General features: G+C 70.1%; 18 protein-coding genes. 10 read left to right on the forward strand and 8 right to left on the reverse strand.

All coding sequences use genetic code 11. The features are described from left to right. Positions 1–233 precede the first annotated feature (233 nt). The gene (locus J4557_RS38830) at positions 234–1,157 is read right to left on the reverse strand and encodes an AraC family transcriptional regulator (protein WP_243777042.1); all 924 of its coding nucleotides are present in this window, start codon (positions 1,155–1,157) and stop codon (positions 234–236) included. A gap of 283 nt (positions 1,158–1,440) precedes the next feature. On the opposite strand from J4557_RS38830, the gene J4557_RS38835 reads away from it, so the two are divergent. After that, on the forward strand, positions 1,441–2,421 hold the full coding sequence (locus J4557_RS38835) for an alpha/beta hydrolase family protein (RefSeq protein WP_208271812.1): 981 nt from the start codon (positions 1,441–1,443) through the stop codon (positions 2,419–2,421). A 131-nt stretch (positions 2,422–2,552) separates the two neighbouring features. Here J4557_RS38835 and J4557_RS38840 read toward each other — a convergent pair whose 3' ends face one another. Further along, the gene (locus J4557_RS38840; protein ID WP_208271813.1) at positions 2,553–2,984 is read right to left on the reverse strand and encodes a hypothetical protein; all 432 of its coding nucleotides are present in this window, start codon (positions 2,982–2,984) and stop codon (positions 2,553–2,555) included. 569 nt (positions 2,985–3,553) lie between these two features. Next, the gene (locus J4557_RS38845; RefSeq protein WP_208271814.1) at positions 3,554–3,946 is read right to left on the reverse strand and encodes a tautomerase family protein; all 393 of its coding nucleotides are present in this window, start codon (positions 3,944–3,946) and stop codon (positions 3,554–3,556) included. A gap of 95 nt (positions 3,947–4,041) precedes the next feature. Here J4557_RS38845 and J4557_RS38850 point away from each other — a divergent pair, with 95 nt between their 5' ends. Continuing rightward, the gene (locus tag J4557_RS38850) at positions 4,042–4,911 is read left to right on the forward strand and encodes a LysR family transcriptional regulator (protein ID WP_208271815.1); all 870 of its coding nucleotides are present in this window, start codon (positions 4,042–4,044) and stop codon (positions 4,909–4,911) included. Between the two features lie 1,778 nt (positions 4,912–6,689). Beyond that, positions 6,690–7,040 carry a hypothetical protein gene (locus J4557_RS38855; RefSeq protein ID WP_208271816.1) on the forward strand — a complete coding sequence of 117 codons (351 nt, stop codon included), beginning with the start codon at positions 6,690–6,692 and terminating at the stop codon, positions 7,038–7,040. A 164-nt stretch (positions 7,041–7,204) separates the two neighbouring features. On the opposite strand, the gene J4557_RS38860 is transcribed toward J4557_RS38855, so the two are convergent. Continuing rightward, on the reverse strand, positions 7,205–8,215 hold the full coding sequence (locus J4557_RS38860) for a helix-turn-helix domain-containing protein (protein ID WP_208271817.1): 1,011 nt from the start codon (positions 8,213–8,215) through the stop codon (positions 7,205–7,207). A gap of 24 nt (positions 8,216–8,239) precedes the next feature. Then, positions 8,240–9,241, reverse strand: coding sequence for an alpha/beta hydrolase (locus tag J4557_RS38865; protein WP_307800459.1), 1,002 nt, complete (start codon positions 9,239–9,241; stop codon positions 8,240–8,242). 249 nt (positions 9,242–9,490) lie between these two features. On the opposite strand from J4557_RS38865, the gene J4557_RS38870 reads away from it, so the two are divergent. The 4 genes from J4557_RS38870 to J4557_RS38885 are packed head-to-tail and all read left to right on the forward strand — an operon-like array spanning position 9,491 to position 14,798. Next, a complete protein-coding gene (locus tag J4557_RS38870) occupies positions 9,491–10,567 on the forward strand; it encodes a sugar ABC transporter substrate-binding protein (protein WP_208271818.1) in 1,077 nt (358 codons plus the stop codon). A gap of 10 nt (positions 10,568–10,577) precedes the next feature. After that, positions 10,578–12,083, forward strand: coding sequence for a sugar ABC transporter ATP-binding protein (locus tag J4557_RS38875; RefSeq protein ID WP_208271819.1), 1,506 nt, complete (start codon positions 10,578–10,580; stop codon positions 12,081–12,083). Next, positions 12,073–13,089 (forward strand): ABC transporter permease, encoded by a 1,017-nt coding sequence (locus J4557_RS38880; protein ID WP_208271820.1) that lies wholly within the window; start codon positions 12,073–12,075, stop codon positions 13,087–13,089. The genes J4557_RS38875 and J4557_RS38880 overlap by 11 nt, the downstream gene beginning before the upstream one ends. Further along, positions 13,086–14,798, forward strand: a complete 1,713-nt coding sequence (locus J4557_RS38885) for a CocE/NonD family hydrolase (protein ID WP_208271821.1) — start codon at positions 13,086–13,088, stop codon at positions 14,796–14,798. Before J4557_RS38880 ends, J4557_RS38885 begins: the two co-directional genes overlap by 4 nt. Before the next feature lie 768 nt (positions 14,799–15,566). Here J4557_RS38885 and J4557_RS38890 read toward each other — a convergent pair. Continuing rightward, positions 15,567–16,127 carry a MarR family winged helix-turn-helix transcriptional regulator gene (locus J4557_RS38890; protein WP_208271822.1) on the reverse strand — a complete coding sequence of 187 codons (561 nt, stop codon included), beginning with the start codon at positions 16,125–16,127 and terminating at the stop codon, positions 15,567–15,569. Between the two features lie 11 nt (positions 16,128–16,138). On the opposite strand from J4557_RS38890, the gene J4557_RS38895 reads away from it, so the two are divergent. Genes J4557_RS38895 through J4557_RS38905 form a run of 3 tightly spaced genes read left to right on the forward strand, consistent with a single transcriptional unit; the run spans position 16,139 to position 19,100 of the window. Beyond that, positions 16,139–17,017 (forward strand): haloalkane dehalogenase, encoded by an 879-nt coding sequence (locus J4557_RS38895; protein ID WP_208271823.1) that lies wholly within the window; start codon positions 16,139–16,141, stop codon positions 17,015–17,017. Positions 17,018–17,022: 5 nt separating this feature from the next. Beyond that, positions 17,023–18,003 carry a zinc-binding dehydrogenase gene (locus J4557_RS38900; protein ID WP_208271824.1) on the forward strand — a complete coding sequence of 327 codons (981 nt, stop codon included), beginning with the start codon at positions 17,023–17,025 and terminating at the stop codon, positions 18,001–18,003. Between the two features lie 32 nt (positions 18,004–18,035). After that, positions 18,036–19,100 (forward strand): alpha/beta hydrolase, encoded by a 1,065-nt coding sequence (locus tag J4557_RS38905; protein ID WP_208271825.1) that lies wholly within the window; start codon positions 18,036–18,038, stop codon positions 19,098–19,100. Positions 19,101–19,553: 453 nt separating this feature from the next. Here the strand turns inward: J4557_RS38905 and J4557_RS38910 are convergent, their stop codons facing one another. Next, positions 19,554–20,384 carry a hypothetical protein gene (locus J4557_RS38910; protein WP_208271826.1) on the reverse strand — a complete coding sequence of 277 codons (831 nt, stop codon included), beginning with the start codon at positions 20,382–20,384 and terminating at the stop codon, positions 19,554–19,556. Positions 20,385–20,560: 176 nt separating this feature from the next. After that, the gene (locus J4557_RS38915; protein WP_208271827.1) at positions 20,561–21,364 is read right to left on the reverse strand and encodes an alpha/beta fold hydrolase; all 804 of its coding nucleotides are present in this window, start codon (positions 21,362–21,364) and stop codon (positions 20,561–20,563) included. Between the last annotated feature and the right edge of the window lies 1 nt (position 21,365).

A 21,365-nucleotide genomic window follows, 5' to 3' on the forward strand; every position in this document is an offset into this window, starting at 1 on the left:
AGGGGGACGTAGGCGCCGAGGCCGGCCAGGTGGGCGTGGCGGGATTTGGCCTGTAGATCGGCTGTGGTGCGTCCGGCGGCCGCCAGATGTTGCAGTGCGGAGTGGCGGAGTTGGTGGAGCGTTCAGCCGCAGGGCGATGGACGCAGTGACCGCCGCGCCCCAACCACAGAATCCCAGTTCACACCGCCAACGGATGCTCCGAGCAGTACGGGTTCCGCCGTTGGCGCCGATGGTCACGACGCTTGCCGGAGCCGATGCCTGTAGCGCAGGGGCGCCTCACCCACCTCGCGTTTGAAGGCGGTGCTGAAGGCGCTTTCCGAGGTGTAGCCCAGCTGCGCGGCGAGGGCCCCGATCCGGACGTCGCCGTCGCGCAGCGCCCGCTGGGCCAGCAGCATCCTCCAGGAGTTGAGATAGGTCAGCGGCGGGACACCCGCCACGGAGCGGAAGCGCACGGCGAACGACGTCCGCGACATCGCCGCCGCACGAGCCAGCTCCTCCAGTCCCCAAGGCCGCCCGGGGTCGCCGTGCATGAGGTCAAGCGCGGGACGCAGCCGGTCGTCGGTCAGTGCCCGCAGCCATCCCGGCGGCAGCTCGGCCTGGTCGACGCAGGTCCGGAACAGCTCCAGGAGGAACAGTTGGGCGTGCTGGCGCACCGCGAAGGCAGCACCCATCCGCTCGCCCGTCACCTCCTCGACCAGCCGATCGACGCACGCGCGCAGGGCGGCCGCGGCGGAGTCGGATGCCCGGATGAGCGCCACGGGCGGCAGCGCCTGCGTCAACAGCGCCGCACCGGCTGGGGCGAGCTCGACGTGGCCGCCGAGGACGACGTCGTCGACGGCGAAGTCCGCGCCGCCGACGCGCAGGGCGAACTCTCCCGCCTCGGGCTCGAACTCCACGGGCGGACCGTCACCGGCGCCGCCCTCGGCGCGCAGCCACGAGCGTCCGGTCAGGACCGCGACGTCGCCGGCCTCCATCTCGATCGGGGCATCGAGCCCGTCGGTCGACAGCCGGCACCGGCCGCGAACCATCACCGACAGCTTCAGCGGGGTCGCGATGACGGACTGCGTGACCCAGCGTCCGCGGGCGGCGAACGCGCCGGAGATCTGGCCGCGAACCTCGACGAGGTCGAACACCTCGGATAGATGATCGATGGCCATGGTTGAACTCTCGCGAAGAAAATGCGTCCTGTCAAGCATTCTCAGTTCAACCGGGCGAGCGCAGACTGGAGCCATGGCCAGCACCGTGGGAGCCGCTCGGACCCCTGTCAGCGATCACGGTGCGGGCGGATGCGCGGTCCACCGAGCCGGCCGCCGCGCGGCCGCCGATCTTCGCGATCACGCGGCTCGAAGTCGTCTCGAACGCGGGACCGCTCCCGTGCCGCGCCGCCTTTGAACGCGCCGTCCGCCTGGACATTACGAACAACGAGAAAAGGAGCACTCCGTGGAACGCAACGATTCCGCGAAAGACCCGTCGACGTATGCTGCCGGGTTTCCGGTGACGAGCCCTACGCCCGTCTCCTCCTACCATCCCGTCCTGATCGACGTTCCGGGGCGCCCGATTCCGCTGGCGGTCCGCGTGTCGGCTCCGGCCGTCGGCAGTGATCTGCCGGTGATCGTTCTCTCACACGGGCACGGCCCATCGAACTTCGTTCCCTCGTTCTACGGTTACGGTCCGATGGTGAACTTCTGGGCCGCACACGGGTTCGTCGTGATACAGCCCACGCACCTCGACGCCACGTTCCTCGGCCTACGAGAGGCCGATGACCCGGATGCACCGTTGTACCTGAAGTCACGGGCCGAAGATCTTCGCCAGATCGTGGACCACCTCGGCGATATCGAGCGCACCGTTCCAGGCCTGGCGGGACGTGTGGACGCCGGCCGGATCGCCGCTGTCGGTCACTCGGCCGGCGGTCACACGGTCGGCCAGATCTCGGGCCAGACCATCACCGACCCCAGCGACGGGTCGACGGTGGGAGCCGTCGACGGACGCTTCGGCGCCCGTGTCATGATTGCCGCTCCCGGTCGCGGCGAGGATATGAACGGCCCGGCGGCGGAGCCCTACGCGGCGCTCACCAGCACCGATTTCGACGGCATGACGCCGAAGGTCCTCATCGTCACCGGAGAGAAGGACTGGCTCGCCTTCTTCTCCGACCGGCAGGACTGGCGAAGGGACGCCTACACCGCGGCCCCCGCGCCGAAGACTCTGCTGGAGATCTTCGACGCGGAGCATGGGCTGGGCGGTATCTCGACCTTCGACGCAGCCGAGACCACCGACGAGAACCCCGACCGTGTCGCTGCCGTACGAGCGCTCATCTGGGCTTATCTGCGTAGCGAGCTCTACCCCGAAGATCCGGCCTGGGCGCGGGCCACTGCAGCGCTCACCGGCGGCACAGCACCCGTCGGACGTGTCGAGTCGAAGTAGACCCTTCGCGCACGCGACAGCACCGCAAGGACCGACAACGCCGTGCGCGTTCTGCCGGGCCCCTCTGGCCCGGCAGAACGCGGCCCTCGGTGGGTATCCGGACGGCGATCAGCTGTGACCTCCGAGTCGCCTCATGATCCGGCTGTGGCCGCAAGGGTGCCGACGCGGTTCTCGTCCTCGCGGTGGGGATCGGGAGAGCCGGTGCCGTAGAAGAAGCTCCGCAGGCCAGTGAGCGAGCGGACCGCCCGGTCGGCCATCTCCGGCCAGAGCCGAAGCGATGTCCGAGCCGGGATGTGGCCGCGGAAAACCGCGCCCTTGGCGGTGACCTTGACGGCCTGGAACGCGTCCGGGCGCAGCGCGCAGAACCCCGTGCGCACGACGTCGTCGAAGAGCGAGTCCGAGACCACGTAGGCCAGGTCGCGCTCCGGGTCGGCGGACAGCAGGCGGCGCGGCGGCCCCGCGTCCAGCAGCCGCTGGACGACGATGGGCGCGTCACCGGCGGGCCCGAACGGCCCGGCGGTCAGCTCGCCGTGGTGCAGCGAGAGCCGCTGATTCGCCTTCACACCCTCACCTTCACCTTCCGAGAGAGAATGCGCCTGTGCGGGTGCCGCTTCCAGAGTGCAGCAACCCCCTGCAATGGCCACTGGTTGAAGGCCGAGTTGTAGGTCGCCAGGGCGCCGAGAATTCCGCAGGCGAGCGCGTCGACGACCGGATGCTGAGCCCCGGCGAGCCGGCTCCCGCGGCGAACGAGGCGTGCTTGTCCGGGGACGCTGTCGAAGAACGCCTTATTGCGCTCTGTCTTGTGCACCCCTAACCACGGCGAGAAGCGGCGGCCGGCCGAGGTGGAAGCGGTCCGAGGCGGCCTCGACCAGGAATCTCCTGCAGAGCCGACTCGCGGCCGCATCTCGTACCGCGGGTAGATCACGTCGGGTGTGACCGGCGGCTTCCAATATCCGAACGGTGACGGCCGCCATCGACGCCCGCAGCAGCGCCGCGTTGAGCTTCCCCCGTTCCGCGGACCCCCGATCTGCGGCGCGAAGCCTGGCATTGCGCTGCACGGTGGCGGGCTCACTCTGACCAAGCGCCGTCACATGTCGCCGGAACACAGAAGGCGCGGAGCGAACCGTTACTCTCAGCCCTGCTGCACCGCGTACTGCGCGATGCCATGGCCGAACGACCAGTTCTCCGGCAGTACTTCCACAAGATTGATGAACACATCTTCGGGGCGGACGCCGGGGTTCGCCTGCAAGAGTTCGACGATGCGCAGGTAGAGCGCCTGCTTCTGGGTGAGGCCGCGCGTGTTGTTGGCGGTGATCCGGATGATGACCACCTCGTTGCTCCGTTCGACGCCGTAGTAGGTGGAACTGACGCTGAAGGTGCTGCCGTCGTGCTCGGTGATCGTCATGAAGCGGTCGTCTTCCGGCACGTCGAAGGTCTCACGCATGGCGCGGTAGACGCCCTCGAAGAGGGCCTGGTGGTACTCGGCGGACTTGCCTCGCCGCAACGACACTTGGACCAAGGGCATGGTCTGACTCCGTTCCTCGGGACGGTTCGCAGCGTAGCCATCACTTGATCATTCAAAAAAGTCATCTTAGGATATTTCAGCCATTAAATATTTCAATGATCGGTGTGACGATGAAGATGCTCGCCCTGGACGCTGTGCAGGCCTTCGTGCTGACCGCCGAGATGAAGAGCTTCACGCGCGCGGCGGAGGCGATGGACTCCACGCAGTCCGCCGTGAGCCTGAAGATCAAGCGGCTGGAGGACACTTTGGGCCGCCGCTTGCTGGACCGTACGCCCCGCCTGGTCCGCCTGTCGCAGGACGGCGCCGCCTTCCTCGGGCCCGCACGTGAACTGCTGGCCGCCCACGCGGGCGCGCTGGGCTCGTTCGGCGTCCAGCGGCAACGCCTCTCGATCGGCATGAGCCACCACGTCGTCGGCGCCGAACTGCCCCACCTCCTGCGCCAGATAGGGCGAGCAGAGCCGGACCTGACGCTGGAGGTGAGCATCGCCAGCTCATGGGAGCTCCTTGACCTGTTCGACAGCGGTGCGCTGGACGCGGTCATCGTGCTGCGCCACGAGGGCCGCCGCACCGACGGTGAGGTCCTGGCGGAGGAGTCCTTCGGCTGGATGGCCTCATCCGACTTCGAACACCGCTCCGGCGAGCCTCTGCGCCTCGCCCTGCAGGCCGAGTCATGCCATGTGCACCAGATGGCGGTGACCGCGCTGAACGAAGCGGGCATCGCCTGGCAAGAGGTATTCGTGGGCGGCGGCCTCGCGACCATCGGTGCGGCCGCGGCAGCAGGCTTGGCCGTGGCGGCGCTCAGCCCGCGCGTGGCCCCACCCGGCACCATGGACATGGGCGAATCACTCGGCCTCCCCCCGCTGCCCACCCGCAGCGTCGTCCTGCACTCACGCCCGTCCGAGCCAGCCGCTCGCAGGGCGCTGCGCACCTTCACCTCCGCCCTGCGCGCCACAGCGGGACACTGACCGCCACCACCGCGAGATTGCGGCGGTCAGGGCCTGCCCAATGCCGCGTCGTCGGACGGGGAACCTGCCTGGTCCGGCTATCTGTAACCGAACCGCCGCAGCGGCCGAGTGCTCGACCTGCTCGCTGACGTGCATCGGGGGCGTCATAGCCGCCCAGCATCGACCGCCTCATGCCGGCCCCAGTCGGGCCTAAGGCATGATCCCCGGCGTGCATGAGGGCAGCTGTTCGCCCTGGTCAGGGTGGCGGGTCCGTGGGACTCGAACCCACAACCTACGGATTAAAAGTCGGAGCGGCCTGCTCAGTGTCGGCCTGTGTGGATCCGTCCTTATCGAGCCCGATATTCGTGCCGCACGGCACCGCCGCGTGCCGATCTGGTTCGGAACCGCCGAGCCGACAATGAGCCCGCAGGGACATTGGTGATCTTGTGGCTTGTCCGTCGGTGGCCTCGCCTGACCAGCATGAATGGTGTTTTCGGCAAGCGCAGGGCCGGCCGCCAGGACGGTGCCGGGCCTGACAAGGCGGTGAGCGCGGCGGCCAGGCGCGGGAGGTCGGCGGCGTCCAGCTCGCGCGCCGTCCACGGCCTGGTGCTCGTTGCCGACGCGACGGTTCCCGTCTTCGCGCTCGTCATGCCGTGGGCGGTGCCGCCGCCGGCGACGCGAAGCCCGCTGTTTCGGCGTCTGTGGATAACCGATGTTGAGCGCGGAGCAAATGTGAGAGGGAACGCGGAGTAGTTGTCAGTGCGCTGGGCCGTCGGCGACGCTGCCGTCCCAAGTTCGTTTCTACGGAGCCGGGCCACGGGTCCCGGTGGGGGATGGGCGTTAGGTCTTCGGAGCCTGCCGAGGCGGTGGGACGCCCGGTGTACGGCGGGTCGGGCGGCGCTCGCGTCTTCGCTAAGGCGAAGCACAGCAGCAGCCGCCAGGAACTAAGGCGTCCTAAGGCGCGTGAATAGGGCGTCGTCCTGATGTGGGGCCAGGGGCCTTAGGGCGAACCTTGTACATGTCGGGCCGAGAGGGCCCGGCGGAGACAAGGAGCAGGACATGTACAGCATGGACATCAGTCGGGTCATCATCGCCGACCGCGTGCGCGAGCGGCAGGCCGAGGCGCGCAACGCCCGCCGCGCCCGGCTCGTCAAGGCGCTCAAGCGGTGACCCCTGCGCAGCGCTCTCACCCGCCAACGCCCCCGTCAGACGACGGGGGCGTTCTCTTTTGCGGCATCGGAGTGCGAGGCACAGGGGCACGAGGTGCGCTTAGCGCGCTACCGCAGATAACCGGGCCGCCCCCAGACGGGTGGAGCCTGGATGGCCTCGGCGGCTGCCGCGAGCTCCCCGAGCGGTTCGCCACGACGGCACCGCAGGACAGACCGCCCACGCTCGTCGGCTCCGTGGCTGGGCCACCAGCCCAAGCGAGATGTCGCTCAAGCATGGTTCACCGCCATCGCCTCACGACCCCGTTCGAAACTCGGGCGGCGAATGTGCCGACCAGCATCTGGGGCGCCATCGAAGACGCCGAGCACTGGCTGGTTTCGTCCGCGTCTAGCGGCAACGTTCGTCGGTGGGGTTGATGAACCCCTTGATCGTCCGGTTGCTGTGTTGATGAGTTTCAGCAACACCCTCAGGGCTTGCGGTGGGAGTAACGCTCTCTCCTGACTCGGCCCGAGAGCACGCTGTCGGCTGACGCACACCACGGCTCACCCGAAAAGCGGGACCGCACTGCGGCCCACCATTCTCCTGTCCAGGTCGTTCGGCGCCTGGCCGGGGGCTCGCACGCCGAAACGTACTTGCTGGAGACCGGCGCGGGCCGGGCGGTGCTGCGCCGGTTTCCCGTAGGGGACGACGCAGCCGTCAACGAGGCCCGCACCCTCACCGTGCTCGACGGCCTCGACGGCTTCGCGCCGCGCCTACCGAACCGGTCGACCGCCGACCGTACGACGTCCCCGGCGCGCCCAGTGTCACGCACGTCGAACTCGGCGACCAGCGAACGGCGCCGACGAGCAGTCGCACAGCTCGAGTACCTGTGGAAGGTGGCCTCATCAAGGCAACTGGAGGGGGCCTGCCAGCAACTGGACAGGATCGGCCACGACTACGACCGCCTCACGCGCGTTCGCGACGAGGCCCACGCCAGGCTCTGAGCTCCCGGGCGATTGAGCGTGCCGAAGGCGGTGCTATCAGCGGTGCTGGATGTCCTCGAACGGGTGTTGACGTGCGAGAGGACACGGCGCTGGTCCTGGGGACAAGCGCGGAGCCTTCGCGGTCTTCGCCAAATCGGGCATCACCTCAAGGAATCAGCTCCGGTTCAGGAGTTCTGCGCCTTGTTGCGGTAGAGCCTGCGCAGCAAGAGAGCGACAGTGAGCCTGACTCGTCCGGTCTGGTCGCGCAGCGACCAGCCGAGGAGACGTTCGGCGTGGGTGAGCCGCTCCTGCAGAGTGGAGTGGTGCACCTTCAGGGCCGCGGCCGCCGTGCGCAGGCTCCCGCCGGAGGCCAGCGTGTCCAGGGTCTGCAGCATCCAGGCGGCGGTGGCCGCCGCTCGCTCCACGGCGGCGACGTCGGGCACGGCGTCGGTGGGTGGTGCGTCCGCCACGGCCGCCAGCAAGATGAGGCCGCCCAGTTCCTCGGCGTAGACGATCCTCGGACCGGGATCGGCCGGCGTGCCGTCCGCGGTGAAGTGCGCGGCCGCCCGTGCCGCGGCCACCGTCCGAGGCAGTTCCAGCAGCGGCACCGCGGGACCGACGCCGCCCCGTGACTCGGTGAGCAGGGTTTCCGGGGCCGCGGTGCTGACGTGGAGCGAGCCGTCGGTCTCGGCGACGACGCGGGCGAGTGCCGACGGCTCCAGCCGCAGCAGCTTGGCGGCATGGGACCGGTCCTCCACCGACGCGGTGGCGTCCAGGAGCACCTCCACGAGTTCGGCGTCGCGTCGCGGGTGCGGGCGGGCCCGGCCGCGAGTGCGGTCGAGGATCGTGCGCACTGACATCGTGGCCCGCTCCATCACCATCGCTTCGACGGGCCCGGGTGGTCCCGGATGTTCCAGCCACACGGTGATGTGGGAGTCGACGGTCAGTTGGCACCATTCGGCCTGGGGCGCGGACGGCGTGAGCTCGGTGCGGGTCCCGTCGGGCGTCACACGTATCCGGATGCCGCGGTCGGTGTCGACGAGCACGGCCGGATGACCGGAGAGGACGGCGGCGCCGCGGACCACGTTCTCCAGTCCGGCGCGACGCTCGATCAACTGGTCGAAGAACGTGATGACCCGCAGCGCGGCCCCGGCGTCCGGGTCCAGCGCTTCCAGGCGGCCGACCAGCTCTCTCATCTGTTCATCGTGCTCAGGGCCGACTCAGGTCGCGAGCAGCCGGCGCAGCCAATCGTGCCGGGCCCGGGTCATGGCCTGCGACAGCGCCGCCTGCGGCATCCAGGCGTCGAAGGCATGGAATCCTCCGGGCCATACATGCAGTTCGGCGTCGCCGCCAGCCTGCCATATCCGATCCGCGTACGCGATGGCCTCGTCCCTGAACGTTTCCGCCGAACCCACGTCGATGAACGTGGGCGGCAGCCTGGACAGGTCGGCGGCCCTCGCCGGCGCGGCGTAGGGGGACACGTCGGGCTCGCCGTACGCCGGACCCAGCAAGGCCCTCCAGCCGGTCTCGTTCGAGACCTGGTCCCAGACGCCCAGTCCCCGCATCTGCAGCGTGGAGCAGCTGTCGTTGCGGTCGTCCAGCATGGGGTAGCCGAGCATCTGGCCGAACAGCGCGGGCCCCCCGCGGTCACGGGACAGCAGAGTGGCGGCCGCCGCCAGGCCGCCGCCGGCGCTGACCCCCACGATCACGATGCGGTCCGCGTCGATGCCGAACTCGTCGGCGTGCTCGGCGATCCAGCTCAGCCCGGCATAGCAGTCCTCCACCGGGGCGGGGAAGGGATGCTCGGGCGCCAGCCGGTACTCCACCGACACCACCACCATGCCGTGCGGCTCGGCCAGATCCAGCATCGGTGTCATGCCGGACCGGCGCGTGCCCGCGACCATGCCGCCGTCGTGCACGTGGTAGATCACCGGGCCGGGCGCGTCCAGCGCCGTCGGAGTGCACACCAGGAGCGTGACGTCCGGAGCGCCGGCAGGGCCGGGCACGCGGTGATCGGCGAAGGTATAGGCGCCGCCCCGGCGCAGCCCCTCGTCATCGACCGCGTGGGCGGCGACGTGACCGGTACGCAGGGCACCGATCAGGTCCGGGGTCAACGACACGGGTGCGCCGCCCTGCACGACGGCCAGGCCGGCGGCCAGTTCGGCGTCGAACGGCGGGGGCGGACCGATCACGCGCGCCCGGCTGCTGCCCATCTCCGTCATGACTCCCCATCGTCGCGACCGCTCCCGCCGCGCGGCCACCCGACAGCTGGCGGGGAACCGCCGACGGATGGCGGGTGGTACCGGAAACGTCGCCTGCGTGATGGTTTCCAAAACGTGTCGGGCGTCACCCGGCAGCAATCAACCCTCAGGTTGATCACGGTACCCGGCTCCGCTTCCGCTGTGACGGGGACCCGCTTTCAGTCCATGAGGCGTTCCACTCACCCGTGGAACGTTACATCTGGAGGGCCCATGTTCGTTCTGAGTCGATCGCGTGCGATCGCCGTCGCGGGCGCATCGCTCGCGCTGCTGGCCTCCCTGGCCGCGTGCAACGGCAACGACGCGGGAGCGGCCGGTGCCGGCGGCGGAGGGGGCGCGGGCGTGAACGCGCCGCCGCCGACCCCGCCGGCCGGGGTGGCGAAGTTCGAGGACGCCAAGCCCGGCAGCGGTGCGGGGCTGACCATCGGCTTCACCCAGCTGAACCTCTCCGTCGGCTTCCCGCAGGACGTGCAGCGCGGCGTGGAGGAGCAGGCGAAGAAGGCCGGCGCCAAGCTGATCACCTGCGATTCCAAGGCCGACGCGGCCGTCGCGCTGGACTGCGCCAAGCAGTTCAAGACCCAGAAGGCCCAGGGCCTGATCACCTTCCAGGCCGACGCCGGTGCCGCGCCGCGGATCTGCGCCGCGGGCCCGTCCGTGCCGGTGATGGCCGTGGACATCGAGCAGAAGCCGTGCCAGACGACCTTCGTGGGCGCCGCGAACGAGTACGCCGGCCAGCTCGTCGGCTACAACGTCGGCCTGTACTTCGCCAAGCAGAACCAGTGCAAGTACGACGCCTTCGTCTCGCTGGAGTCCAAGGCCGTGGGCCAGGTGAACGAGCTGCGGATGGGCGGCATCCGCAAGGGGTTCGAGAGCGTCTGCGGCAAGATCCACAACCTGCGGACGCTCGACACCGGGCCCGGTGGCCTCAGCGAGCCGGCGCAGCGGCAGATGACCGACACGCTGACCGCGCTGCCCGGCGCGAAGCACGTGATCGTCGTGGGCATCAACGAGGACGTCGTCATCGGCGCCCTGGCGGCGGCCCGCGCCCAGAACCGGCTTGACGATCTCTACCTGGGCGTGCAGAACCTCAACCCCAAGAACTGCGTCATCTACACCGCCCCGCACTGGCTGGGCAGCGTCGCCTACTTCCCGGAGAAGTACGGCCAGATCCTCGTGCCGAACCTGATCAAGGCGATGAAGGGGGAGAAGCTGCCGGCCGAGCTTCTGGTGCCGCACGAGTTCGTCACCAAGGACACCGTCAAGCGGTACTACCCGTCGTACGCCTGCTAGGGGTCCCTCGATGTCCTTCCTGAGCACCCACGGCATCACCAAGTCCTTCGGCCCGGTCGAGGTCCTGCACGGCATCGACTTCACCGCGGAGGCCGGCTCGGTGGTGGCGCTGCTGGGCGAGAACGGTGCCGGCAAGAGCACGTTCGTCAAGATCCTCGCCGGTGACCACGGCGCGGACGGCGGCGAGGTCCTCATCGACGGCGAGCACCGCCGCTTCGGATCGGTGGCCGAGGCCCGGTCCGCCGGCATCCGCCTGATCTCGCAGGAGATCGCCGACGCGGGGACGCTCACCGTGGCCGAGAACGTGGTGCTGGGCGCGTGGCCGCGGCGAATGGGCGTGGTGAGCCGGAGGGAGACGCGCCGGCGCGCGGCCGGGCTGCTGGACCGGCTGCGCGCCGACGTCCCGCTGAACCGGCCGGTCAGCGAGTTGCGGCTGGGCGAGCGGCAGATCGTCGAGATCGCCCGGGCGCTGGCCGGGGAGAGCCGGTGCCTGCTGTTCGACGAACCCACCGCGGCGCTGTCGGACGTGGAGGCCGGACGGCTGTTCGAACTGATCGCCGATCTGCGCGACTCCGGCGTGGCGATCGTGTACATCACGCACCGGCTCGACGAGGTCTTCCGGATCGCCGACCGCGCCTGCGTGCTGCGCGACGGCCGCATCTCGCTCGACCGGCCGGTGGCCGAGGTGACCACCGCCGACCTGGTGCAGGCCATGGTGGGCCGGACGGTCGTCGCCCGCCGGTTCGCCGGGTCGCAGGACGGGCCGTCCACGCGCGAGTCCCCGGTTCTGACCCTGCGTGACGCGTCCGGGGACGACTTCACCGACGTGTCGCTGTCCATCGCCCCCGGCGAGGTGATCGGACTGTACGGCAAGGTCGGCTCGGGCGTGTCCGAGGTGGCCGAGACGCTGTTCGGGATGCGCCGGATGGCGCGGGGCGAACTCCGCCTCGACGGCGAGGCTCTCCGGCTGCGCACCCCGGCGGACGGGATCCGGGCCGGCGTGGGCTTCCTTCCCTCGGACCGGCAGGGCCAGGCGGTGCTGCCGTCCCGGTCGGTGGCGGAGAACCTCGCCGCGCCGAGCTGGCGGCGCCTGGCCGGGCGCGGCGGCCTGATGACCCGCGGGCGGGAGGCGCGGGCTTACCGGCGCTGGCACGAGGCCTTGTCCATCCGCTCGCGCAACACCCCCGACCAGAGCATCGGCACCCTGTCCGGCGGCAACCAGCAGAAGGTGCTGCTGGCCCGCTGGCTGGAGTGCGGCTCCCGCGTCCTGGTGCTGTCCGAGCCGACACGGGGCGTCGACGTCGGCGCCCGGCAGGAGATCTATCAGGCGATCCGCCGCCTCGCCGCGGACGGCACCGCCGTTCTCGTCGCGTCCTCCGACTACGAGGACATCATCGCGGTCGCCGATCAGGCGGCGGTCATGGTCCGTGGGCGGATCGTCGCCGTTCTCGGCGGCACCGAGATCACCACCGACCGACTCACCGAATCCGCAGGAGGAGCTCTCCGTGTCCGATAGCACCGTCGAGCCGGGATCCGCGGCCGTGGCCGCGGACAGGAACCCGGCGCCGGAGGGCAGGGCCGACCGATCCGCGCTCGCCCGGATCCCCAACAGCGCCGCGCTGGTGGTCTTCCTGATCCTGGAGATCGCATTCTTCAGTGCGAACTCCCCGTACTTTCTCAACTGGGACAACGCGACCAACATCCTGACCGCCATCTCCATCACCGGTGTGCTCGCGGCCGGCGCCACGCTGCTGCTGGTCTCCGGGCAGTTCGACCTGTCGGTGGGCAGCGGCGTGGGCTTCGTCGGCCTCCTGCTGGTCAAGCTCCAGCCCGAACTCGGCACGGCCCAGGCGGTGCTGGTGGCGGTCGCCGGCGGCGTCGCCATCGGGCTGCTCAACGGCTTCCTGGTCAACGTGCTCGGCATCAACGCGCTGATCACGACGCTCGGAAGCCTCGCCATCTTCCGTGGCCTGACGCTGGCGATCGGCAAGGGCCAGAACATCGCGGCCGGCGATTTCGGCTGGGCGCTGGCCCGGCCCTTCCTCGACATCCCGGCGCCGGCGCTCGTCTTCCTCGCCGTGGCCGCCGTCTTCGCGCTGTTCATGGGCTTCACCGTCTACGGGCGGGAGATGTACGCCATCGGCGCCAACTCCAACGCCGCGAGGCTGGTCGGCATCCGGGTCAAGCGCAACCTGTTCCTGGCGTTCGTCATCTCCGGGCTGTGCATGGCCCTGGCCGGGCTGCTCAACACCTCCCTCATCGGTTCCTCGTCCGGCACCACCGGCACAGGCCTGGAACTCGCGGCGGTCACCGCGGTGATCCTGGGCGGCACCAGCCTCCAGGGCGGCACCGGCGGCGTGCTCGGCACCATCGTCGGCCTGCTCATCGTGGGCGTGCTCAGCAACGGGCTCACGCTGATGAACGTCGACTCGTCCTGGCAGCAGGTCGCCACGGGCTCGTTGCTGATCCTGGCGGTCGCGTTCGACCGGTTCCGCGCCAAGCTGCTGAGCGCTCGCCGATGAACGAGCGTGCCTACACCCTGCGCCGCGACGTCGATGTGCCGATGCGCGACGGCGTGAACCTGTGCACCGACATCTGGCTGCCCGAGGGCGACGGCCCGTTTCCGGTGCTGCTGCAGCGGATGCCGTACGACAAGTCGTCGTCGTTCATGGCTCAGCACATCATCGGGCTGGAGATCGTGCGCGCGCTCGACGCCGGTTTCGCGGTCGTCGTACAGGACACCCGTGGCCGATACGCCTCGGAGGGCGTCTTCATCCCGTTCGCATACGAAGCGGATGACGGCCGCGACACCATCGCCTGGCTCCTGGAGCAGGATTTCTGCGACGGAGGCGTGTTCATGTACGGCGCCTCCTACATCGGCGCCACGCAGTTGCTGGCCGCGTCGGTCGCGCCCAAGGGCCTGCGCGCCATCGCCCCCCAGCTGACCGCCTCCGACTACTACGAGAGCTGGACCTATCGCGGGGGCGCGCTGCAACTGGGGTTCGTACTCCTGTGGATCATCGAGTCGCTCGCGCCGCCGGACCTGGACCGGCGCGGGTCCGCCGAGGCGTCCCGGGAGCTTCTGGCCGAACTCGGCAAGGACCCCTGGAGCATGATGGACCGGCTTCCCCTGCGGCGTCCCGACCTCCAGGCGCTCGCCCCCTACGTGCGGGACTGGCTCGACCACCCGGCCCGCGACGAGTTCTGGGACGCCATCGATCCGTCCCGCGCCTACGGGCGAATGGACGTCGCCGCACTCCACATCGGCGGCTGGAACGACATCTTCCTCGAGGGGACGCTGCGGAACTTCGAGCGGCTCGGCGCGGAGGCCGCGACCGACGACGCACGGCGCCGGCAGTACCTGGTCGTCGGCCCGTGGTCACACGGCAACGTCAGCGCCTGGCAGGGCGACGGCTGGCACGGATACGGCGCCGAGGCCGACCTGACCGCGATGCACCTGGAGTTCTTCTCGGCCCTCGCCGAGGGCCGGGAGCCGAACCTGCCGAAGGCGCGCATCTTCTTCACCGGCCCCGACACCTGGCATGATCTGCCGTCCTGGCCACCGCCCGCCACCACCCCGACGTCCTGGACCCTGGACGCCGGCGGCCGCCTGACACGAGACGGCACCGGTGATCCGGCGACGCTGACCTACCGGTCCGATCCGGCGAACCCGGTCCCGACCGCCGGTGGGGCGACGTTCCTGCCGGGCCTGCTCGTCGCCCGCAACTCCGGGCCCAGGGACCAGTCCGAGATCGAAGCGCGCCAGGACGTGCTGGTGCTCACCTCTGCGCCGCTGGAGTCCGATCTCACCATCGCCGGCGAGGTGCGCCTGCACCTGGAGGCGGCGTCGTCCGCCGAGGACTGCGACTGGACGGCGCGCCTCACCGAGGTCGACGCGGACGGCCGGTCGACCGGGCTCGTCGACGGCATCGTCCGAGCACGGTACCGGCACGGCGGCGACCCCGCCCCGCTCCAACCGGGCCGCCGGGAGTCGTACATGCTGCCGCTGGGCTCACTCGCCCACGTCGTCCCCGCCGGGCACCGCCTCCGCTTGCAGATCGCCTCGTCCAACCATCCCCGGTTCGACCGGAACCCGCAGACGATGGTGGAGCCCGTGGACGCCACGCCCGACGATTTCGTGGTCGCCGAACAGACCGTCTTCGTGGGCGACGGCGGCACCCGGCTCCTCATCCCGGTCGCGCCGAACCTCACGACAGGCCGGCGTCTGTGAATCAGGTCCTCACAAGGACCTGCCGCCGCGCCTCGCCCGTGCGACGGCGTCCCGCGGCAGCCGGGGGCGGCCTCGTCATCGAGGTCGCCCTGACGCCGTCGTCCACTACCGCATGGACCACTGAACACAGTTCTGCCGGCCCTCCGGATCGGCCCGTCCCGTTCGATCAGTCCCGCTGGGCGCGGTCGGGACAGAGCGTCCTGATCCACTCCTGGCCGGTCTCGCCGTCCGGCTCCCCGTAGACCTCGCACGTGCGACGGGATCCGTCATCTTGCTTGTGAGATTCGCGATAACAGGCCAGAGCCATCGCTGTACGGCATCCGATTGCAGTATCTCGGAACGGGCTGCGGTCCTAAAGGAAAGGACGAGATCACTCCAGGTACCCATATCGAAGCTCTTTCTTCCCACGTCCTTGGTTCGTGTCGATGGAGTGGACTGCCGGAAAAGGCCGCCTCTCACCTGGATGAACACGGAGGCCGGCGGGCGGCCCCCAGCGGCTCGACACCCTGCGGCTCAAAAGTCCGAAACCGTCGTATCAGAGCGGCCCGCTCGGTGTCGGCCTGTTTCGATCCGTCCGCATCTAGCCCGATTCTCATGCCGCACTGTGTCGCCGCGTGCCGATCCGGTTCGGAACCGCCGAGCAGACAACGAGCCGACATGGACCGTCGGCGATCTTGTGGCTGGCTCGTCGGCGGCCCTGCCTGACCGGCATGGATAGAGTTTTCGGCAAGCGCAGCCCTGCAGGACGGTCGTTTGCCCCTTCTCGCATCAGTCGAGTCGGCTCTCGTCGATCGAGGTCAGGCGTTCGGCGGCATCGGGGTCTGCTTCGCCGATGCGGTGCAGCAGGCGGTGTAGGAGGGTGTGCATGGTCTCGAAGTCCTCGGGGCTGGTCAGCTCGGCCCATCGCTGCTCGATCCGGTCTCCCGCGCCGGCCGCCAGGGGCTGTACCGCTCTTCCCCGTTCGGTGAGCACGATCAGCCGGGACCTGCCGTCGCGGGGATTGGGGCGGCGTTCCAGATAGCCGGCCCGCTCGAGTTGGTCGACCGACTGAGCCATGGTCTGCTTGCGCACGCCGGCGCGGACGGCCAGGTCGCGCACTGCGATTCCCTCCGGCGGGACGAACGGGAACACCTTGGCGTCCCCGGACCGGATGTCACCGAAGCCGGCCTCGGCAAGGGCCGCCTCGACACCGACGGCGTACTCGCGGTGCAGCAGGCGCAGCAGGAGCGAGAACCGCAGCCGCTTCCCCGAGGGATCTCCGCCCATATTGACAGGCTCCTGTCTAAGTTCCATATTGGTCAGGTTCCTGTCTAGTATGCCGTCGACCATCGGAGCCCGCCATGCCCACCGCACATGTCCTGAACTCGACGATCTTCTATCGGGAGGCCGGCAGGGGGCCGATCCCGGCGGTCTTCCTGCACGGCAACCCCACGTCGTCCTACCTGTGGCGGCACATCCTGCCCGTCGCCGCGGCGTCCGGCCGGTGCCTGGCGCCCGACCTGATCGGCATGGGCGAGTCCGGCAAGCCCGACATCGCCTACGGCTTCGACGACCACTCCCGGTACCTCGACGCCTGGTTCGACGCCCTCGAACTCGACCGGGTCGTGCTGGTCGGCCATGACTGGGGCGGCGCGCTCGCCTTCGACTGGGCCGCCCGCCACCCCGGACGGGTGCGCGGCATCGCGTTCACCGAGACGATCGTCAAGCCGATGTCCTGGGACGAGTTCCCGGCCGGAGCCCGCCCGATGTTCGAGAGGATGCGGACGCCCGGCGAGGGCGAAGCCATGATCCTGGACCAGAACGCGTTCATCGAGCAGGCGCTGCCGCGGACCGTCGCCCGCGGCCTGAGCGAGGAGGACCTCGCGGTCTACGGCCGGCCCTACCCGACCAGGGAGAGCCGGCTGCCGCTGCTGCAGTGGCCGCGCGCGATGCCGCTGGACGGGGAGCCCGCCGACGTCGTCGCCAGGATCGACGCCTACGGCAAGTGGCTGGCGGACAGCCCGGACGTCCCCAAGCTCCTGCTCGCCTTCGAACCCGGACCGGGCGCGATGCTGAGCGCGGAACTCGTCGACTGGTGCGCCGAGAACATCTCCGGTCTCGAGATCGCCGAGCACGGGCCGGCCGGCCATCACACCCCCGAGGACCAGCCCGAGGCCATCGCCGCGTCCCTGGTCGCCTGGCTCGGCGGGCACGACCTGCTCTCCGGTGGGGAGGGCTGAGCGCGATGCGGGCGATACGGCAACACGCGTTCGGCGGCCCGGGGGAACTCCGGCTGGAGGAGGTGCCCGACCCGCACCCGGCCGATGGCCAGGTCCGGATCCGGGTCGAGTCGGCCGGCGTCCACCTGCTGGACACCGTCATCCGCCAGGGAGGCGGTGGGCCGCGCGTGGCGACCCGCCTGCCCATGACACCCGGCCGGGAGGTCGCCGGGATCGTGGACGAGGCCGGGCCCGGCGCCGACGCGGCCCTGATCGGCCGGCACGTCGTCGCCGACCTCGGCCTGGCCAGCGGCGGATACGCCGAACTGGCACTGGCGCCCGCGGCGGCCGTCCACTCCCTCCCCGACGGCGCCGACGCCGACTCCGCCGTGGCCATGGTCGGGACCGGGCGGACGACCATGGCGATCCTCGAACTCGCGACGCCCACCGCAGGCGACGTCGTCCTCATCACCGCCGCCGCCGGCGGGATCGGGACCCTGCTGGTCCAGGCGTGCCGCGCGGCCGGCGCCACGGTCGTGGGCACGGCGGGCGGTGCCGACAAGACGGCCCTGGTCCGTCGGCTCGGCGCCGACCACACCGTGGACCACACCCGCCCCGACTGGCCCGACGAGGTGCGCGACGCGCTGGCGGGACGGCCGGTGACGCTCGCCCTCGACGGGGTCGGCGGGCCCATCGGCCGGAACGCGCTGGAACTGCTCGGCGTGGCCGGACGGCTCGTGATGTTCGGATCGTCCTCCGGCTCCCTGACCGAACTATCGGCCGGCGACCTGTTCGGCCGCGGCATCAGCGCCGCATCCGCCGTGGGCGCACGCATCCTGCAACGCCCCGGCGGCACCCGGACGCTGGAACGCCACGCACTGGACGCCCTCCACGCAAAGCGCCTCGTCCCCGTGATCGGCGAGCGGTTCGCCCTCGCGGACGCGGCCGCCGCCCACACCGCCCTGGAGTCCCGCGCTACTACCGGAAAGGTGGTCCTGCACCCATGACCCCGCGCCACCGTTCACCGAAAAGGACCACCGTGTTCCGCCGCATCCTGCGCGCCGCCATCGCGGCCGGGCTAATGACCGGCCTGCTGGCCGCCGCCCCTGTCACGGCGAACGCGTCCGAGCCTTCCGCGCACTGCCGGGACGTCACCGTCCCCGTCTCGCTCGCTCCGGGCCAACCGGTCCAGCACACGATCTGGGGTCGGCTCTGCACACCCGCGAACCGGCCTGCCTCGACCGTCCAGGTGCTGATCCCCGGACTGAACTACGGCCGCGTGTACTGGGACTTCCCGTTCCAGCCCGGCCACTACTCCTACGTTCGCCACGCGAACCGGGCGGGCTACGCGACGTTCGACCTCGACCGCATCGGCATCGGACGCAGCTCCCACCCGGCAAGCGCCGACGTGACCTTGGAATCCAACGCCTACACCGTCCACCAGGTGGTGGCGGCGCTCCGCCGCGGCACGGTCTCCGGCCGCCCCTTCCGCACCGTGATGCTCGTCGGCCACTCGTACGGCTCGGAGATCGCCAAGCTGGAGGCCGCGGTCGACCGGGACCTGGACGCGCTGGTCCTGACCGGCAGCGCGCACACCATCTCACCCACCACCCAGCAGCTCCTCGCGCAACTCGGCCAGCCCGTCGACCAGGTACCGCGCCTCGCGGCGGAGGTGCCGCAGGGTGACAACGGCTACGTGACCGTGCAGGACGCGCACCGTCCCAAGGGCATGTACAACGTGGCCGACGCCGACCCCCGCGTCATCGCCCTGGACATCGCCACGAAGGAGACCAACACCCTCGGAGAGCTCTTCACCATCGGCGACGCCAACGCATCGGGCCTGACCGACCGGATCGCCGTCCCCATCCTCATCGCGGACGGAGCCAACGACGCGCTCGCCTGCGCCCCCGACGCGACCGACTGCACCTCGGCGGCGTCCCTCGCCGCGGCCGAGCGGCCCTTCTACCCGCATGCCCGCGTGGACGCCGTCGTCATCCCGCACGCCGGACACGCGATCAACCTGCACCGCAACGCCGCCACGGCCTACCGCAGCATCATCACCTGGACCAAGCGCGTCCTCGCCGCCCGAGCATCCGCCGAATAGGGGCAGGCGGCACCGCAAAAGGCCGCAGCTGCGGCAATGGCCCGCGGCTGCGGCCGGGCCCAGAACACTCTGGGTCGCCGAAGAGAGGACCAGCATGCAACAGCGTCGGCCGCTGGGCTACTGGCTGAAGCTCCTCGACCAGCTCATCGAGGAGAACCTCAACTGCTCGCGGCGGAGGGACTCCACCGTCGCCACTGGCAGACGATGAACCTCCTCGCGCCAGGGCCCGACTTCGACCGTGCTGGCCGGCGCGGACCGGCTACGAAGGAGGCGATCGCGGAGAGGCTGAGGCCCTTCTGGTCAGAGAATTCGGTCGACGTGGACGAGGCGATCGAGGAACTGGGGCGGCGTGGCTGGATCACCAGGCGGAAGTCCTACAGTCTCACCTCCGCAGGCGAGGCCGCGCACGCCGCCCTGGCACAGAAGGTCGACTGGGCGAGGCGCCAGATCAGGCTAGGGTGACCGCAGAACAGTACGCCGACACCGTCGAGGTGCTCCAGCACATGGTGGTGAATGCGGCGAAGATGCAGCGAACCGCGATCTGAATGCCGCCCCGCCACCGATTCGGGACGCCGAGCCGGTTTCGTCGGCCGATCGGTCGAACGGGCCCCGGTGCAGCAGCGCACAGAAGGCCATGACGCCGTTGGCGGGCATGTCCTTGGTCTTGTCGGCATGGGCCGAGATCTTGGCCTTGGACTGCTTGCGCTCGTCCGTGGCGGGGGTGTTGTGGTAGATGTGAGCGGGGACGTGATTGAGCGGCGCCTGGTTCCGGAAGATGGCGGCGGCCTCGCGGTTCAGCGCCTCGACGATGCGCGTGTCGGTCGGCCGAAAGGCTCTCGGTCGGCCCGAGAGATTCGTCGAGCACCGGAGTAGGCGGAAATACAGCTCGTCGCCGTTCCGCGTGACCGGCGTCAGATATATCCCGCTGCGATGGGCTGTCCCGGGCTTGGTGGACTCCGTCAGGGACTGGAATGCATGCTCCGCACGGATCCGCTCGAAATGATCGGAGCCGAGGTCGAAAAAACGGCGATAGTACACGCCGGCGCCGTGGACGCGGATGGGAACCTGACCGGGGTCGACCACCGGCCAAGGGGAGTCGGCATCCTCGCGATACCCGTGTGAAAGCTTCCGGATAACGAATAGCCGGGCCGCCGCATCCAGTCGACGGTCGCTGATCCGGGATACATCGCCGCACAGGTAGACGGTCTTCTGTGCGAGGTCGAAGGAGCCGGAAGTAAAGTCCTCCGGACCGGAGCGCTGGCCATCGGTCGCCCATCCGCACACGAAGCGCCCGCCAGCATGGACGCCTTCGTCCGCGTCGACCGCATGAGGTGTTCAACCGGCTGTCGGGGGTGCCGCACCGTCTGGTGCGCGTTCACCGGAACCGCGCCGCCGACCACATCATCGCTTGGCTGGAAGAACGGCACGGAAGGGAATGACGGGATGGCACGGCGGTCGGGTTAGCTTGGGGTGGTTCTGTTCACCTCTTGGGTGAAGGCCAGGAGGTGTGCGGCGAAGGCGGCGGGGGCGCGGAGGTGCGGCTGCCCCGGCAGGTCCGGCAGGACGACGAGGCGGGCGTCGCGCGCCAGTTCGAGGGCGGCGGCGTCCTTGGCGGCGAGCCTGTCCCCTTCGGCGTTCAGCAGGAGGATTCGCGCGTCCACCGCTTCGAGCGCCTCGGACGGGTCGTTCCGGAAGGCCGCCTGGTAGCCCCAGTCGTAGCGGTCCGCGACGCGCATCAGCTCGACGACGGCCAGGTGGAGGAGCTCGTCGGGGAGGTCGGGGCCCCAGATGCGCCGGTAGCGTTCGACGGCCCAGGCGAACTGGGAGCCCCGGTCGTCGAGCGGCGCCTTGGGGGTCCAGCCGGCGATGAAGCGCGCCCGTTCTTCGGGGGTGAGCAGCGGGACGCCGCTCAGCATCAGGCCCGCCGCAGGGAGGTGGGCGGCGGTCGCGAGCGCGAGGGAAGCGCCGCTGTGCACGCCGCCGAGCACCGGGCGTTCCATCCCGATCCCGGCCGCCGCCTCCGCCAGCACGCGACCGTAGTCGGGGATCTCGAATCCGGGTCCGGGCGGCGGGTCGGACGCGCCGTAGCCGGGGGTGTCGAAGGCGACGGCCCGGGCTCGCCTGCCCAGCAGCGGCAGGACCTGCTCGTAGACGCGGCAGGACAGGGGAGATTCGTGGAACAGGCCGATCCAGGGCCCCGACTCGCCGCTGATCCGGTAGTGGACCTGGCCCCATGCGGTGTCGACATAGCCGCCCTTGGTCATG

This window comes from Actinomadura nitritigenes (assembly GCF_017573545.1).
Classification (GTDB): Bacteria; Actinomycetota; Actinomycetes; order Streptosporangiales; family Streptosporangiaceae; genus Spirillospora; species Spirillospora nitritigenes.